Below are 15,329 nucleotides of genomic sequence, written 5' to 3'. Positions count from 1 at the left end.
TCGGTGAATCAGGGATCGGGGTGCGCCGCCGCGCGCTCGGGAAGCACCGGCGGCGACAGCGGCACGCGCGCCGGCGGCGGCGCGACCACGCCCATGGAGATGACGTACTTGAGCGCCTCGTCCACGCTCATGGCAAGCTCCACCACGTCGGCGCGCGGCACGATCAGGAAAAAACCCGAGGTCGGGTTGGGCGTGGTGGGCACGTACACGCTCAGGTGGCCTTCGCCCAGGTGGGCCGCCACCTCGCCGCTGGGCTGGCCGGTGAGAAAGGCGATGGTCCAGGCGCCATGGCGCGGGTACTGGATCAGCAGCGCCTTGGAAAACGCGTGGCCCGAGCCGGAAAACAGCGTGTCCGACACCTGCTTGACGCTGGTGTAGATGCTGCGCACCACCGGAATGCGCGCCATCAGCCGGTCCCACTGGCGCACCGCCCACTGGCCGAACATGTTGGCCACGAACAGGCCCGTGGCGACGATGACGATGGCCACCAGGATCACGCCCAGGCCGGGCACGTGGCGCAGCTGAGTGGCCAGCGGCTGCAGCGGCGGCACCATGGTCTCGAAGGCCGTCAGCACGCCGCGAAACACGCCGTCGAGCAGGCCCACCAGCCACAGCAGCACCCACACGGTGACGCTCATGGGCAACCACACCAACAGGCCGGTGATGAAGTATTGCCGCAGGCGGGACATCATGGACGGGCGGCGCGGGTGTCAGGTGGTGGCCGAGCCGCCGGCCGCCGGGGCGGGCGCGGGGGCCGGTGCCGGGGCGGGCGATGGCGCCGCCACCGCGGGAGCCTCGGCCGCCGGCGCAGGGGCCGCGCCCGTGCCGCCCTCGTTGCCAGCCGCCTTGCCGTCGGCGGCCGGCGCGCTGCCCTCGTTGCGGAAGTCGGTCACGTACCAGCCCGAGCCCTTGAGCTGAAAGCTGGCCGCCGTCACCTGCTTGGCAAAGCGCGGCTGGCCGCAGGAGGGGCAGACCGTCAGCGGGGCATCGGAGAGTTTTTGCAGCACGTCCTTGGCAAAGCCGCAGGCGGTGCACTTGTACGCATAAATGGGCATGACGACACGACTTTCAGTCGGACGAAAAACCTTAAATTATAGGCCGCGTCCCATGCATGCACGGCCCGGCCGGATACGCCCTCACCCCGCGCTGGCGGCGTAGTGGTGGACGTGGCCCTTGTGGTCGGGCAGCCACTGCGGCGCCAGCGAGCCGGCCACCATGCCCGCCAGCGCGGCCAGCACGCCGGCCAGCTGCTGCGGAAAGGCCTCGTTCAGCATGGGGCTGGCGACGAACAGCAGCCACACGCCGATGCCCAGCGCCATGGCCAGCAGCGCGCCCTGGGTGGTGGCGCGCTTCCAGTAGACGCCGAAGGCCAGCGGCACGAAGGCGCCGACCAGCGGCAGCTGGTAGGCCCCCGACACCAGCTCGTAGATCGACGAGCCTTCCATGGTGATCGAGTAGATCAGCACGCAGACGGTGAACACCAGCACGCTGATGCGCATGGCCTTGAGCGTCTGGGCGTCGCTCATGCCGGGCTTGAGATTGCGCAGGATGTTCTCGACGAAGGTGGTCGAGGGCGCCAGCAGGGTGGCCGAGGCGGTGGACATGATGGCCGACAGCAGCGCGCCGAAGAACGCCACCTGCAGCGCCACCGGCATGTGCTGCATCACCAGGGTGGGCAGCACCTTCTGCGGGTCGTCGGCCAGCAGGCCGGCGGTGCCGGGCATAACCAGCAGCGCGGCGATGACCACGAACATGGGCACGAAGGCAAACGCGATGTACAGCAGCCCGCCGATCACCGGGCCGCGGCGCGCCGTCCGGGCGCTGTTGGAGGACATCACGCGCTGGAACACGTCCTGCTGCGGGATGGAGCCCAGCATCATGGTTATGGCGGCGGCCAAGAAGAAGGTCCACTTCTTGACGCCGCCGGTGGGAAAGAACTGGAACTTGCCCTCGCGCGCGGCGTAGTCGATCACCTTGCCGGCGCCGCCCGCCAGCTCGCCCGCGTACCAGGCGATCAGCACCAGGCCGACGGTGATGACGATCATCTGCACGAAGTCGGTCAGCGCCACCGACCACATGCCGCCGTACAGCGTGTAGACCAGCACGATCAGGGTGCCGATGACCATGCCCCAGGCCAGCGGGATGGCGCCGCTGCTCAGCAGGTTGAACACCAGGCCCAGCGCCGTCACCTGCGCGCCCACCCAGCCCAGGTAGCTGAAGATGATGATGGCCGAGCACAGCACCTCGACCGTGCGGCCGAAGCGCCGGCGGTAGTAGTCGCCGATGGTGATGATGTCCATCGCGTACAGCTTGCGCGCGAAGAACACGCCCACCAGCACCAGGCACAGCCCGGCGCCGAACGGGTCTTCCACCGTGCCGCCCAGCCCCTCCTTGACGAAGCGCGCCGGCGCGCCCAGCACCGTCTCGGCGCCGAACCAGGTGGCGAAGGTGGTGGCGATGACGACGGCCAGCGGCAGCGTGCGCCCGGCCACCGCGTAGTCGGCCGTGTTGTGCACCCGCCGCGCGGCCAGCAGGCCGATGGCGATGGACGCCAGCAGGTACAGGACGATGAAGCTCACCAGCATGCGTTGTCTCCAGGCCAAGGAACGGGGGTCAGCGCGGACGCGCGATTGTCGCTGTTTTTGACGACTCTTCTTTTGATAGCTGCTCGCGCAGATCCGGTGCTGTCTGCAGCCTGTTTTTTCTTAAAAAAGCAGCACCCGCACCAGGATCTGCATCACGATCAGCCCCAGCACGAAGCCGATGGCGCCGTACAGCAGCGCCTGCAGCAGGCGGTTGGTGCGCCGCTGCTCGGCCAGCAGCAGGCGCAGCTCGGCGTCGTGGGGCTGGCGGGTGTTCTGGCGCAGGTATTCGTGCAGCAGGCGCGGCAGGTCGGGCAGCATGCGCGCGTAGTACGGCGCCTGCTCGCGCAGCTCGCGCCACAGGCGCTTGGGGCCCACCTGCTCGAGCATCCACTTCTCCAGGAAGGGCTTGGCCGTACTCCACAGGTCCAGCTCGGGGTCCAGTTCGCGGCCCAGACCCTCGATGTTCAGCAGCGTCTTCTGCAGCAGCACCAGCTGCGGCTGGATCTCGACGTGAAAGCGCCGCGAGGTCTGGAACAGCCGCATCAGCACCATGCCCAGCGAGATGTCCTTGAGCGGGCGGTCGAAGTAAGGCTCGCACACGCTGCGGATGGCCGATTCCAGCTCGTCGATGCGCGTGCCGGGCGGCACCCAGCCGCTTTCCACGTGCAGCTCGGCCACGCGCTTGTAGTCGCGCCGGAAGAAGGCGGTGAAGTTCTGCGCCAGGTATTCCTTGTCGTACTCGGTGAGCGTGCCGACGATGCCGAAGTCCAGCGAGATGTAGCGCCCGAAGGTGGCGGGATCGACGCTGACCATGATGTTGCCCGGGTGCATGTCGGCATGGAAAAAACCGTCGCGAAACACCTGGGTGAAGAAGATGGTCACGCCGTCGCGCGCCAGCTGCGGGATGTCCACGCCCGCGGCGCGCAGGCGCTCGACCTGGCCGATCGGGATGCCGCTCATGCGCTCCATCACGATCACGTCGGAGCGGCACAGCTCCCAGAACATCTCGGGGATCAGCACCAGGTTCAGCCCGGCCATGTTGCGCCGCAGCTGCGCGGCGCTGGCGGCCTCGCGCACCAGGTCCAGCTCGTCGTGCAGGTATTTGTCGAACTCGCCCACCACCTCGCGCGGCTTCAGGCGCTTGCCGTCGGCGGACAGGCGCTCGATCCAGCCGGCCATCATGCGGATCAGCTGCAGGTCCTGCTCGATCACCTTGAGCATGCCCGGGCGCAGCACCTTGACGGCCACCTCGCGCTCGCGGCCCTGCCCGTCGACCAGCGTGGCGAAGTGCACCTGCGCAATGGACGCGCTGGCCACCGGCTCGCGCTCGAAATGCGTGAACAGCTCGCCCACCGGCCTACGGAACGCCCGCTCGATGGTGGCAATGGCCACCTCGGCCGGAAAGGGCGGCACGCGGTCCTGCAGCAGCGCCAGCTCGTCGGCAATGTCCAGCGGCAGCAGGTCGCGCCGGGTGGACAACACCTGGCCGAACTTGACGAAGATGGGGCCCAGCTGCTCCAGCGCCTCGCGCAGGCGCTGGCCGCGCGGGGCCGACAGGTCGCGCCCGATGCGGGCGATGCGCCCCAGCAGCCGCAGGCCGGGATGCTGAAAACTGGTCAGCACCAGCTCGTCCAGGCCATGGCGCAGGGCCACCCAGACGATGGTGATGGCGCGCACCAGGCGCATCACGCCTTGCCCACGCCCGGCAGCCGGCTGGCCAGCTGGCGCAGGGCCTGCGCGATGGCGCGCCCGCCCCCGGCCAGGGTGTGGGCCGGCGCGTCGCCGATCAGGCGGGCCAGGTCTTCCTCGGCGTCCCAGCGCACGTTGTCGACCAGCCAGCTCACCTCGGCGGCAAACTGAACGTCGCCCTCGATGCGCACGCCGGGCCGCTCGCCGCGCAGCGTGTCCTTCAGCAAATCCAGCGGCGAGCCGTCGGTCACGGTCAAGAGCAGGTCGGCCTCGGCCACCGGCGCGCGCTCGCACAGGCCGGCCGGCGTGGCCGCCAGCTGCATCGAGAACGCCCCCCACTGCAGCTTGACCACGCGCCCGCTCTGGCGCGCCAGCCGCGCCTGGGCCTCGGGCTCCTGCATCAGCACGTGGTTGAGAAACAGCACCAGGCGGTGCTGCAGCTCGTCGACCAGCCAGTCGGGAGCCTTCAGGCCCGCGCCGAGCCGGGCCAGGCCCTCGGTGAGAAAGGAAAAAGGAGACGGCGCATTCATGATGTCCCGATTATTGATGACGAATGGACCAAAAAAAAACGGCGCCCCGAAAGGCGCCGCCGTTCAAGTCGTGGGCCGCGTCATTGCAGGGCCTGCACCCCGGCCACCAGCCAGCCGCCGCGCCCGCTCCTGGGCTTGGTCATGTTCCAGACCTCGCGGAAGGGGTTGAGGCCGGAGGATGCGTCCTCGCGGATCATGCCGCTGAACTCGACGCTGGCCATGTACACGTCGCCCTGCTCCTCGATGCCCAGCAGCTGGGCCTCCAGCATGGCCACCTCGGTGGTGTTGGCCTGGCCGGGGGCGGTGCGCTCGCGCTCGGCCAGCTGGCTCTGGATTTCGGCCAGCATCTCGTCGGTCATCATGGCGCGCAGGGTGGGAATGTCGGAGTGGTCCCAGGCCTGCTGCAGCGCCATGAAGTTGCGCTTGGCGGCCTCGGTGAAGCCGGCGACGTCGAAGTCGGCCGGAATGCCCCAGCCTTGCGAGCCCTTGAGCGCCGAGCCGATCATGGAGCCGCCGGCCGCGCCGCCGCCCAGTGCGGCGCCCTGCACGTCCCACGGGCGGGCCGAGGCGTCGTTGCCGACCTTGGTGGGGTTGTACTGCGGCGGGCTGACCGGGTCGGCCGCGCCGGCGCCCTGGTAGGCCATGGGACGTGGCCCCGCGCCGCCCTGGCGCCCGCGCCGCAGCATGCCGATGACCGCCATGGCGGCCAGCACCAGCAGGCCGATCAGCAGGATGTTGCCGAACCCGGCGCCCAGGCCCAGCGAGTGGGCCAGCCAGGCCAGGCCCAGACCGGCGGCCAGGCCGCCCAGCATGCCCGCCCAGGGCTTGCGCGCGGCCGCGCCGGCGGCCCCGGCACCCGCGGCGTTGGCCGGGTTGGTGGCCTGGCTGGGCGCGGCGGGCGGCGTGGCTTGGCGCTGGGTGACGTTGCCGGACTGGCGACCGAAGGACTTGCCGCCGCCCAGGCGCTTGGCCTCGGCGTCGAAGCTGAAGGCGCCCACCAGGAACACTGCCAAAAGCAGGGTCAGCAAGCGCGCAAGAAGGTGATGGTGCTTCATCCGAGGTGATCTCCCTGGGTCAGATGGATGGAATCGATCGAAAACAAATCATGCCTGAAAACCCGCATGCCGTCCTGGTTTTGGCCCTTGCGGGGCCCCACGGCAGGCGCGTCAGCCACATTTGACGCCGACATGCAGCGCCACCACCCCCGCGGTCAGGTTGTGGTAGTCCACGTGGCCAAACCCATTGACCTTCATCAGGGCCTTGAGTTCCGCCTGTCCGGGGTGCATGCGGATGGATTCGGCCAGGTAGCGGTAACTTTCGGCGTCGCCGGCCACCAGCTGCCCCAGGCGCGGCAGCACGCCGAACGAATACAGGTCGTACGCCTTGCGCAGCGGCGCGGCCACCTGCGAGAACTCCAGCACCAGCAGGCGCCCGCCGGGGCGCAGCACGCGTGCCATCTCGCGCAGGGCGGCGTCCTTGTGCGTCATGTTGCGCAGGCCGAAGGCGACGCTGACCAGGTCGAAGTGGCCGCTGTCGAAGGGCAGGCGCTCGGCGTCGCACACCACGGTGGGCAGGATGGTGCCGGCGTCCAGCAGGCGGTCGCGCCCGGTGCGCAGCATGGCCTCGTTGATGTCGGTGTGCACCACTTCGCCCGTGGCGCCCACTTTTTTGGCAAAGGCCAGCGCCAGATCGCCCGTGCCGCCGGCGATGTCCAGCACGCGCTGGCCGGGCTGCGGGTTGGCCACCATCAGCGTGTAGCGCTTCCACAGCCGGTGCAGGCCGCCCGACATCAGGTCGTTCATCAGGTCGTAGCGCGAGGCCACCGAGTCGAACACGCCGCGCACGCGCCGCGCCTTGTCGCGCTCGTCGACCGTCTCATAACCAAAGTGCGTGCTCGTCATGCCAGTTTGCCTCGATGTCCAGCGCCGGCATGGCGCTACCATGCGGCTTCCCTGCGACTGTAGCGCAGCCGCCGCGCGCGCCCACCCCCACCGCCCATGACCGCCACCGCCAAGAAGGCCGACAAGGATCGGCCGCTGATCGACGACATCCGCCTGCTCGGGCGCATCCTGGGCGAGGTGATCCGCGAGCAGGAGGGCGAGGCCGCCTACGCGCTGGTGGAAAAGATCCGCCAGCTGTCGGTGGCCTACCGGCGCGACGCCGACGCCGCGGCCGACGCGGCGCTGAAGAAGCTGCTGAAGTCGCTCTCGGGCGAGCAGACGGTGAGCGTGATCCGCGCCTTCACCTACTTCAGCCACCTGGCCAACCTGGCCGAGGACCGGCACCACATCCGCCGCCGCGCCGTGCACGAGCGCGCCGGCAGCGCCCAGGAGGGCAGCATCGAGGTGGCGCTGGCGCGCCTGCGCGCGGCCGGCATCGCGCCCGGCGCGGTGGCGCGCACGCTGGCGGCCAGCCACGTGTCGCCCGTGCTGACGGCCCACCCCACCGAGGTGCAGCGCAAGAGCATCCTGGACGCCGAGCGCGAAATTGCCCAGCTGCTGGCCGAGCGCGACGACCTGCGCGAGCGCGCGCAGCTGTTCAAGGCCGGCCGCGACGCGCTCAGCCCGCGCCAGCTGGCCGCCAACGAAGCGCAGCTGCGCGCCCGCGTGGCCCAGCTGTGGCAGACGCGCCTGCTGCGCTACAGCAAGCTCACGGTGGCCGACGAGATCGAGAACGCCCTGTCGTATTACGAGAGCACCTTCCTGCGCGAGATCCCCAGGATCTACGCCGACCTGGAGCGCGAGCTGGGGCCGCAGCACGCCGTGGCGCCCTTCCTGCGCATGGGCCAGTGGATCGGCGGCGACCGCGACGGCAACCCCAACGTGGGCGCCGACACCCTAGCGCTGGCACTGCGCCGCCAGGCCGAGGTGGCGCTGCGCCACCACCTGGCCGAGGTGCACCACCTGGGGCGCGAGCTGTCGCTGTCCAGCAAGCTGGTCGAGGTCACGCCCGCCATGCGGCTGCTTACCGAGCGCTCGCCCGACACCAGCGCGCACCGCGACGACGAGCCCTACCGCCGCGCGCTGACCGGCGTGTACGCGCGCCTGGCCGCCACCTTGCACGAGCTGACCGGCGGCGAGGCCGCGCGCCACGCCGTCGCGCCGCAAGGCGCGTACGCCAGCGCCGAGGAGTTCCTGCAGGACCTGCGCACGCTCGACACCTCGCTGCGCTCGCACCGCGGCGCCGCGCTGGCGGCCGGGCGCCTGCAGCCGCTGATCCGCGCGGTGGAGGTGTTCGGCTTTCACCTGGCCACGGTGGACTTGCGGCAAAGCTCGGACCAGCACGAGCGCGTGCTGGCCGAGCTGCTGGCCACGGCGCGCATCGAGCCCGACTACGCCGCGCTCGACGAGGCGCAGCGCCGCGCCCTGCTGCTCGGCCTGCTGAACGACGCGCGCCCGCTGCGCGTGCCCGGCGCCCCCTACAGCGAGCACACACGCGGCGAGCTGGCCATCTTCGAGACCGCCGCGCAGGTGCTGCGCCGCTACGGCCGCGCCGCCATCCGGCACTGCATCATCAGCCACACCGAGACGGTCAGCGACCTGCTGGAGGTGCTGCTGCTGCAAAAGGAAACGGCCCTGCTGCACGGCACGCTCGACACCGAAGCAACCGCCGACCTGATCGTGGTGCCCCTGTTCGAGACCATCGCCGACCTGCGCAACGCCGCGCCCATCATGCGCGAGTTCTACCAGCTGCCCGGCGTGGCCGCGCTGGTGGCGCGCAGCGGCGGCGAGCAGGACATCATGCTGGGCTACAGCGACAGCAACAAGGACGGCGGCATCTTCACCAGCAACTGGGAGCTGTACCGCGCCGAGATCGCGCTGGTGGCGCTGTTTGACGAATTGAACGCCGGCCAGGCCGGCGTACCCATCCGCCTGCGCATGTTCCACGGCCGCGGCGGCACCGTGGGGCGCGGCGGCGGGCCCAGCTACCAGGCCATCCTGGCGCAGCCGCCGGGCACGGTGCGCGGGCAGATCCGCCTGACCGAGCAGGGCGAGGTCATCGCCAGCAAGTACGCCAACCCCGAGATCGGCCGGCGCAACCTGGAAACCCTGGTGGCCGCCACGCTGGAAGCCACGCTGCTGCAGCCCACCCAGCCGGCCAGCCCGGCTTTTCTGGCGGCGGCCGAGCAGCTCTCGCAAGCCAGCATGGCGGCGTATCGCGCGCTGGTGTACGAGACACCGGGCTTCACCGACTATTTCTTCAGCGCCACGCCGATCCGCGAGATCGCCCAGCTCAACCTGGGTTCACGCCCCGCCTCGCGCAAGCCCAGCCAGAAGATCGAGGACTTGCGCGCCATTCCCTGGGGCTTCAGCTGGGGCCAGTGCCGGCTCACGCTGCCGGGCTGGTTCGGCTTCGGCACGGCGGTGCAGGCCTTCATCCACGCGCACGGCGCCAAGCCCGCGGCCCAGCTGGCCCTGCTGCGCCGGATGCACCGGCAGTGGCCGTTCTTTCGCACCCTGCTGTCCAACATGGACATGGTGCTGGCCAAGAGCGACCTGGCCCTGGCCAGGCGCTACAGCGCGCTGGTGCAGGACGCCCGGCTGCGCAAGCAGGTGTTCGCCGCCATCGAGGCCGAGTGGCAGCGCACCAGCGAGGCGCTCGCGCGCATCACCGGCGAGCGCCAGCGCCTGGCGGCCAACACCGCGCTGGCGCGCTCGATTCGCCACCGCTTTCCCTACATCGACCCGCTGCACCACCTGCAGGTCGAGCTGATCCGCCGCTGGCGCGCCGGCCAGCACGACGACCGGGTGCAGACCGGCATCCACATCAGCATCAACGGCATCGCGGCGGGGCTCCGCAACACCGGTTAACCTGCGGCCGCCCGCTCAATGCGGCCGCTTGGCGTGAAACGTCATGGGCTGCGCCGGGGCCTTGCCCAGCGTGGGCATGGGGGTGTCGCGGTCGCGCCCGGCCGCGGCCAGGCGTGCCTCGTAGTCGCGCCACAGCGCCTCCTGGTCGGCGCCCAGGTGGCGCAGGTATTCCCAGGTGAAGATGCCGCTTTCGTGCCCGTCCGAGAAGCGCGGCTGCACCGCGTAGTTGCCCACCGGGGCGATGGCAGTGATGTCGATGTCGCGCTTGCCGGTCTGCAGCACCGCCTGGCCGGGGCCGTGGCCCTGCACCTCGGCCGAGGGCGAATACACGCGCATCAGCTCGAACGGGATGCGATGGACCGTGCCGTCGGCCCACGCCAGCTCCAGCACGCGCGACCTGGCGTGCACGGTGATCGACTCGGGCGGCGGGGCGGAAGCGGATTTCTGGGCGACGGGGGAAGGGTTGGAGGTAGCCATCGGTGGTCACTCGTTCGTATTGCCGCATCGATTGTGACGCGCCCGCCGCCGATGGCCAGCACCACGGCGGCAATGGCCCTGCCGGCGTTCTGCTAATCTTTGCGCCCCGTCCGCCCCACCGCCCGTCTCGTGAACACCCCTGCCCTGCAACGCGCCGTCTTCCTGCTGCTGCTGACCGGGGTCACCGTGGCTTTCTGCTGGGTCATCTCGCCGTTCTTCGGCGCGGTGTTCTGGGCCATGGTGCTGACGCTGATGTTCATGCCCCTGCAGCGGCGCCTGTGCGTGGCCCTGCGCGGGCGCGCCACGCTGGCGGCCGTCGGCACGCTGCTGATCTGCCTGCTGATCGTGGTGGTGCCGCTGATCCTGATCATCGGCGCCATGGTGGACGAGGCGGCCAGCTTCAGCCAGCGGGTGCGCGGCGGCGGGCTGGACCTGCGCGCCTACTTCCAGCAGGTGGTGGACGCGCTGCCGGCCTGGGTGCACGGCCTGATGGGCCGCTTTGGCCTGGTCAGCCTGCAGGACGTGATGGACAAGCTGTCGGCCGCGCTGGTGCAGGGCGGCCAGGCGCTGACGGCGCGCGCGCTGGCCATCGGGCAGAACACGCTGCTGGTGGTGGTCAACCTGGGCATCATGCTGTACCTGCTGTTTTTCTTCCTGCGCGACGGGCGCGATCTGGCGCGCTTGATTCGCGGCGCCATCCCCATGCAGCCGGCGCACACCAACTACCTGCTGCACAAGTTCGCCACCGTGGTGCGCGCCACCGTCAAGGGCACGGTGGTGGTGGCGCTGGTGCAGGGCCTGCTGGGCGGGCTGGCCTTTGCGGTGCTGGGCATCGGCGGCGCGGTGCTGTGGGGCGTGACCATGGCGGTGCTGTCGCTGGTGCCGGCGGTGGGCGCGGCGCTGATCTGGGCGCCGGTGGCCATCTACCTGCTGGCCACCGGCTCGGCGGTGGCGGGCATCGGCCTGGCCGCGTGGGGCGCGGGCGTGATGGGCATGGTGGACAACGTGCTGCGCCCCATTTTGGTGGGCAAGGAGACCAAGCTGCCGGACTTTCTGGTGCTGCTGTCGACCATCGGCGGCATTTCGATCTTCGGGCTCAACGGCTTCGTCATCGGCCCGGCCATCGCGGCGCTGTTCGTCGCCGCCTGGGCGCTGTTCAACGTGGCCGAGGAAGAAGAGGCGCCACCGGCCAGCAGCCCGACGCCCGCGCCGCCGCCCGAGCCCTGAGCTGGGGTTTTTGATTCAAATCAGGCTGCAGCCCCCACCAATCAAGCGCAGTCAGCTATCGTTTCGATGGTCATCAAACCAGCACCCGCTCGATGCCGCCCGCGTTGGCGCGCGCCACGTAGTCGGGCAGCCAGTTCTCGCCCAGGATGTGGCGCGCCATCTCGATGACGATGTAGTCGGCCTCCAGCAGGCCGTTGCTCAGGTCGTCCTCGTAGCGCTTGAGGCCCTGCAGGCAGCTGGGGCAGCTGGTCAGGATCTTGACGTTGGCCTTCTCGCCCACGGCGCCGCTGGCGCGCAGGGCGGCCTCGCCCTTCTTGATCTCCTGCTCCTTGCGAAAGCGCACCTGGGTGGAGATGTCGGGGCGCGTGACGCCCAGCGTGCCCGACTCGCCGCAGCAGCGCTCGCTCTTGACGACCTGCTCGCCGATCAGCGCCTTGACGGTCTTCATCGAGTCCTGCTGCTTCATCGGGTCGTGGCAGGGCTGGTGGTACAGGTAGGCGCCCTGCTGGGCCGCCGGCAGGGTGATGCCTTTTTCCAGCAGGTATTCGTGGATGTCGACGATGCGGCAGCCCGGAAAGATCTGCTCGAAGCGGTAGTCGGCCAGCTGGTCGTAGCAGGTGCCGCAGCTGACCACCACGGTCTTGATGTCCAGGTAGTTCAGCGTGGTGGCCACGCGGTGCAGCAGCACGCGGTTGTCGGTGATCATCTTCTCGGCGGCGTCGAACTGGCCGCTGCCGCGCTGCGGATAGCCGCAGCACACGTAGCCGGGCGGCAGCACGGTCTGCACGCCGGCGTGCCACAGCATGGCCTGGGTGGCCAGGCCGACCTGGCTGAACAAGCGCTCGGAGCCGCAGCCCGGAAAGTAGAACACCGCCTCGCTGTCGGTGGTGGTCGCCCTGGGGTCGCGGATGACGGGCACGTAGGCGCGGTCTTCGATGTCCAGCAGCGCGCGCGCCGTCTTCTTGGGCAGGCCGCCGGGCATCTTCTTGTTGACGAAGTGGACCACCTGCTCGCGCAGCGGCGCCGGCCCCACGGTGGCGGGCGGGTGCGCGGTCTGCTGGCGGCCGGCCACCTTCAGCAGATCGACCACCGCGCGCTGCGCCGGAAAGGCCACGCCCGTCATCACCGCGCGCGCGGCGTTGATGACGCGCGGCTCGGTGGCGTTCAAAAAGGCCATGGCCGCCGCCTTGCCGGGCCGGAAGCTCTGCTGGCCCATCTTGCGCAGCAGGTTGCGCATGGCCATGGTCACGTCGCCAAAGTCGATCTTGACCGGGCACGGCGCCAGGCAGCGGTGGCACACGGTGCAGTGGTCGGCCACGTCCTCGAACTCGCTCCAGTGCGCCAGGCTGACGCCGCGGCGCGTCTGCTCCTCGTACAGGAAGGCCTCGATCAACAGCGAGGTGGCCAGGATCTTGTTGCGCGGGCTGTACAGCAGGTTGGCGCGCGGCACGTGGGTGCTGCAGTCGGGCTTGCACTTGCCGCAGCGCAGGCAGTCCTTGATGGAGTCGGCGATGGCGCCCAGATCGCTTTGCTGCAGCAGCAGCGACTCGTGCCCCATCAGGCCGAAGCTGGGCGTGTAGGCGTTGGTCAGATCGGCCGCCAGCGCGCGTCCACCGGGCGCAAGCAGCTCCTTGTTCCGTAGCAACTTGCCGCGGTTGAAGCGCCCCTCGGGGTCCACCTTGCGCTTGTACTCGGCAAACGGCGCCAGCTCCTCGTCGCTCAGGTACTGCAGCTTGGTGATGCCGATGCCGTGCTCGCCGCTGATCACGCCATCCAGGCTGCGCGCCAGCTGCATCACGCGGTCCACCGCCTGGTGCGCGGTCTGCAGCATGGCGTAGTTGTCGCTGTGCACGGGAATGTTGGTGTGCACGTTGCCGTCGCCCGCGTGCATGTGCAGGGCGATCCACACGCGGCCCTTGAGCACGCGCTGCTGGATCTCGCCCAGGGCGGCCAGCAGCGGCTCGAAGTCGCTGCCGGTGAAGATGCCTTGCAGCGGCGCGCGGATCTGCGTCTTCCAGCTGGCGCGCAGGCTGTGGTCCTGCAGCTGGGGAAACAGCAGCTCCACGTCGCGCAGCCAGCCCTGCCACAGCGTGCGCGCCTGGCGCACCACGTCCAGCGCCAGTTCCACCTTCTCGTGCAGCAGCTCGGGCGGCGGCGGCTCGGCGCTGGCCGGGCCCAGGGGCAGCTTGCCGCCTTGCAGGAAGGCCTCCAGCGCGTCGGCCAGCTCGATCTTGTTGCGCAGGGAGAGCTCGATGTTGATGCGCTCGATGCCGTCGGTGTACTCGGCCATGCGCGGCAGCGGAATCACCACGTCCTCGTTGATCTTGAAGGCGTTGGTGTGGCGGCTGATGGCAGCCGTTTTCTTGCGGTCGGCCCAGAATTTCTTGCGCGCCTCGGGCGCCACGGCGACGAAGCCCTCGCCCGCGCGCGAGTTGGCGATGCGCACCACCTCGCTGGTGGCGCGCGCCACGGCGTCCGCGTCGTCGCCCGCAATGTCGCCCACCAGCACCATCTTGGGCAGGCCGCCGCGCTTGCTCTTGGTGCTGTAGCCCACGGCACGCAGGTAGCGGTCGTCCAGGTGCTCCAGGCCGGCGAGCAAGGTCCCTGTGCGCTTTTGCTCCGCGAACATGAAGTCCTTGATCTCGACGATGCTGGGCACGGCGTCCTTGGCGTGGCCGAAAAACTCCAGGCACACGGTGCGCGTGTGCTCGGGCATGCGGTGCAGCACCCAGCGCGCGCTGGTGATCAGGCCGTCGCAGCCTTCCTTTTGCACACCCGGCAGGCCGGCCAGGAACTTGTCGGTCACGTCCTTGCCCAGGCCGGCCTTGCGAAACTGCGCGCCGGGAATGTCCAGGCGCTCGGTCTTGACCAAGGTCTTGCCGCTGGCGTCGAAGTACTGCAGCTCGAAGCTGGCCAGCTCGGCGTCGTGGATCTTGCCCAGGTTGTGGCCCACGCGCGTGACCTCCAGCCAGCCGCCATCGGGCGTGACCATGCGCCAGCTGGCCAGGTTGTCCAGCGCCGTGCCCCACAGCACGGCCTTCTTGCCGCCGGCGTTCATGGCGATGTTGCCGCCGATGCAGCTGGCCTCGGCGCTGGTCGGGTCCACCGCAAACACCAGGCCCGCGTCCTCGGCCGCGTCGGCCACGCGCTGCGTCACCACGCCGGCCTCGGTCCAGAGGGTGGGCACCTCGTGGTCGAGCCCGGGCAGGCGCACGCGCTCGACCGCGCCCATGCCCAGCAGCTTTTCGGTGTTGATGACGGCGCTCTTCCAGTCCAGCGCGATGGCGCCGCCGGTGTAGCCGGTGCCGCCGCCACGCGGAATGATGGTGAGGCCCAGCTCGATGCAGCCGGCCACCAGCGCGGCCATCTCGGCCTCGCTGTCGGGCGTGAGCACCACCAGCGGAAACTCCACCCGCCAGTCGGTGGCGTCGGTCACGTGGCTGACGCGCGACAGGCCGTCGAACTTGATGTTGTCCTTGTGCGTGTGGCGTCCCAGCACGCGCGCGGCGCGCCGGCGCAGCTCGGCCACCTTGTCGAAGGAGCGGTCGAAGGCGTCCACCACGCGCCGGGCGGCGGCCAGCAGATCGCCCACCAGCGCATCGCGGGCGGCGTCATCCTCGGGGTGGCGGCGCTTGTCGATCTCGGCCAGGCGGTGGCGCAGCGCCTGCACCAGCAGGCGCCGGCGCTTGGGGCTGTCCAGCAGGTCGTCCTGCAGATAGGGGTTGCGCCGCACCACCCAGATGTCGCCCAGCACCTCGTACAGCATGCGCGCCGAGCGGCCGGTGTGGCGCTCGGCCCGCAGCACCTGCAGCAGCTCCCAGGCGCGCGCGCCCAGCAGGCGCAGCACGATCTCGCGGTCGGAAAAGCTGGTGTAGTTGTACGGAATCTCGCGCAGGCGCGCGGGCTCGGCAAGGGGCGCGGTGGCAAGCGGCGCAAGCGGGGCGTTCATCGGCGGCTCTGGGGCGGGGCCGATGGCATTCGGCCCACAAACTCGTGGGCCGTCGATTTTA

Annotated in this window: 11 protein-coding genes; 2 read left to right on the top strand and 9 right to left on the bottom strand. The window is 70.0% G+C overall.

The window, feature by feature from the left end; translation table 11 throughout:
• Positions 1-8: 8 nt before the first annotated feature.
• The 7 genes from H6927_18090 to ubiE all read right to left on the bottom strand — a co-directional run bounded on the left by H6927_18090 (position 9) and on the right by ubiE (position 6,705).
• Entirely contained in the window at positions 9-692 is a 684-nt protein-coding gene (locus tag H6927_18090; GenBank protein ID MCP5219995.1) for a DUF502 domain-containing protein, read from the bottom strand.
• Positions 693-710: 18 nt separating this feature from the next.
• Positions 711-1,055 carry a zinc ribbon domain-containing protein gene (locus tag H6927_18085; GenBank protein MCP5219994.1) on the bottom strand — a complete coding sequence of 115 codons (345 nt, stop codon included), beginning with the start codon at positions 1,053-1,055 and terminating at the stop codon, positions 711-713.
• A gap of 81 nt (positions 1,056-1,136) precedes the next feature.
• Positions 1,137-2,585: a sodium:solute symporter family protein gene (locus H6927_18080; GenBank protein ID MCP5219993.1), complete on the bottom strand. Its 1,449-nt coding sequence runs from the start codon at positions 2,583-2,585 to the stop codon at positions 1,137-1,139.
• A gap of 120 nt (positions 2,586-2,705) precedes the next feature.
• Complete coding sequence (gene ubiB / locus H6927_18075) at positions 2,706-4,274, bottom strand: ubiquinone biosynthesis regulatory protein kinase UbiB (protein ID MCP5219992.1); 1,569 nt, start codon at positions 4,272-4,274, stop codon at positions 2,706-2,708.
• Positions 4,271-4,804, bottom strand: coding sequence for a hypothetical protein (locus tag H6927_18070; protein MCP5219991.1), 534 nt, complete (start codon positions 4,802-4,804; stop codon positions 4,271-4,273). Before H6927_18070 ends, ubiB begins: the two co-directional genes overlap by 4 nt.
• A gap of 80 nt (positions 4,805-4,884) precedes the next feature.
• A complete protein-coding gene (locus H6927_18065; protein MCP5219990.1) occupies positions 4,885-5,859 on the bottom strand; it encodes a Tim44 domain-containing protein in 975 nt (324 codons plus the stop codon).
• A 111-nt stretch (positions 5,860-5,970) separates the two neighbouring features.
• Positions 5,971-6,705, bottom strand: coding sequence for a bifunctional demethylmenaquinone methyltransferase/2-methoxy-6-polyprenyl-1,4-benzoquinol methylase UbiE (gene ubiE, locus H6927_18060; GenBank protein MCP5219989.1), 735 nt, complete (start codon positions 6,703-6,705; stop codon positions 5,971-5,973).
• A 96-nt stretch (positions 6,706-6,801) separates the two neighbouring features.
• Between ubiE and ppc the strand changes: the two genes are divergently transcribed.
• Positions 6,802-9,615 (top strand): phosphoenolpyruvate carboxylase, encoded by a 2,814-nt coding sequence (gene ppc, locus H6927_18055; GenBank protein MCP5219988.1) that lies wholly within the window; start codon positions 6,802-6,804, stop codon positions 9,613-9,615.
• 15 nt (positions 9,616-9,630) lie between these two features.
• Here the strand turns inward: ppc and H6927_18050 are convergent, their stop codons facing one another.
• On the bottom strand, positions 9,631-10,092 hold the full coding sequence (locus tag H6927_18050) for a DUF971 domain-containing protein (GenBank protein ID MCP5219987.1): 462 nt from the start codon (positions 10,090-10,092) through the stop codon (positions 9,631-9,633).
• 129 nt (positions 10,093-10,221) lie between these two features.
• Here H6927_18050 and H6927_18045 point away from each other — a divergent pair, with 129 nt between their 5' ends.
• Positions 10,222-11,319, top strand: coding sequence for an AI-2E family transporter (locus tag H6927_18045; GenBank protein MCP5219986.1), 1,098 nt, complete (start codon positions 10,222-10,224; stop codon positions 11,317-11,319).
• Positions 11,320-11,392: 73 nt separating this feature from the next.
• On the opposite strand, the gene H6927_18040 is transcribed toward H6927_18045, so the two are convergent.
• Positions 11,393-15,268 (bottom strand): FAD/FMN-binding oxidoreductase, encoded by a 3,876-nt coding sequence (locus tag H6927_18040; protein ID MCP5219985.1) that lies wholly within the window; start codon positions 15,266-15,268, stop codon positions 11,393-11,395.
• Positions 15,269-15,329: the final 61 nt, after the last annotated feature.

It is taken from the genome of Burkholderiaceae bacterium (genome assembly GCA_024235995.1).
Lineage (GTDB): Bacteria > Pseudomonadota > Gammaproteobacteria > Burkholderiales > Burkholderiaceae_C > Ottowia.
This window is presented reverse-complemented; position numbering and strand designations above follow the sequence as displayed.

What these genes read in the sequence shown, in the direction of transcription:
- H6927_18065 (MCP5219990.1), bottom strand. Translation starts at nt 5,859, where the DNA reads ATGAAGCACCATCACCTTCTTGCGCGCTTGCTGACCCTGCTTTTGGCA.
- ppc (MCP5219988.1), top strand. Translation starts at nt 6,802, where the DNA reads ATGACCGCCACCGCCAAGAAGGCCGACAAGGATCGGCCGCTGATCGAC.
- H6927_18090 (MCP5219995.1), bottom strand. Translation starts at nt 692, where the DNA reads ATGATGTCCCGCCTGCGGCAATACTTCATCACCGGCCTGTTGGTGTGG.
- H6927_18040 (MCP5219985.1), bottom strand. Translation starts at nt 15,268, where the DNA reads ATGAACGCCCCGCTTGCGCCGCTTGCCACCGCGCCCCTTGCCGAGCCC.
- H6927_18070 (MCP5219991.1), bottom strand. Translation starts at nt 4,804, where the DNA reads ATGAATGCGCCGTCTCCTTTTTCCTTTCTCACCGAGGGCCTGGCCCGG.
- H6927_18080 (MCP5219993.1), bottom strand. Translation starts at nt 2,585, where the DNA reads ATGCTGGTGAGCTTCATCGTCCTGTACCTGCTGGCGTCCATCGCCATC.
- H6927_18050 (MCP5219987.1), bottom strand. Translation starts at nt 10,092, where the DNA reads ATGGCTACCTCCAACCCTTCCCCCGTCGCCCAGAAATCCGCTTCCGCC.
- H6927_18085 (MCP5219994.1), bottom strand. Translation starts at nt 1,055, where the DNA reads ATGCCCATTTATGCGTACAAGTGCACCGCCTGCGGCTTTGCCAAGGAC.
- ubiE (MCP5219989.1), bottom strand. Translation starts at nt 6,705, where the DNA reads ATGACGAGCACGCACTTTGGTTATGAGACGGTCGACGAGCGCGACAAG.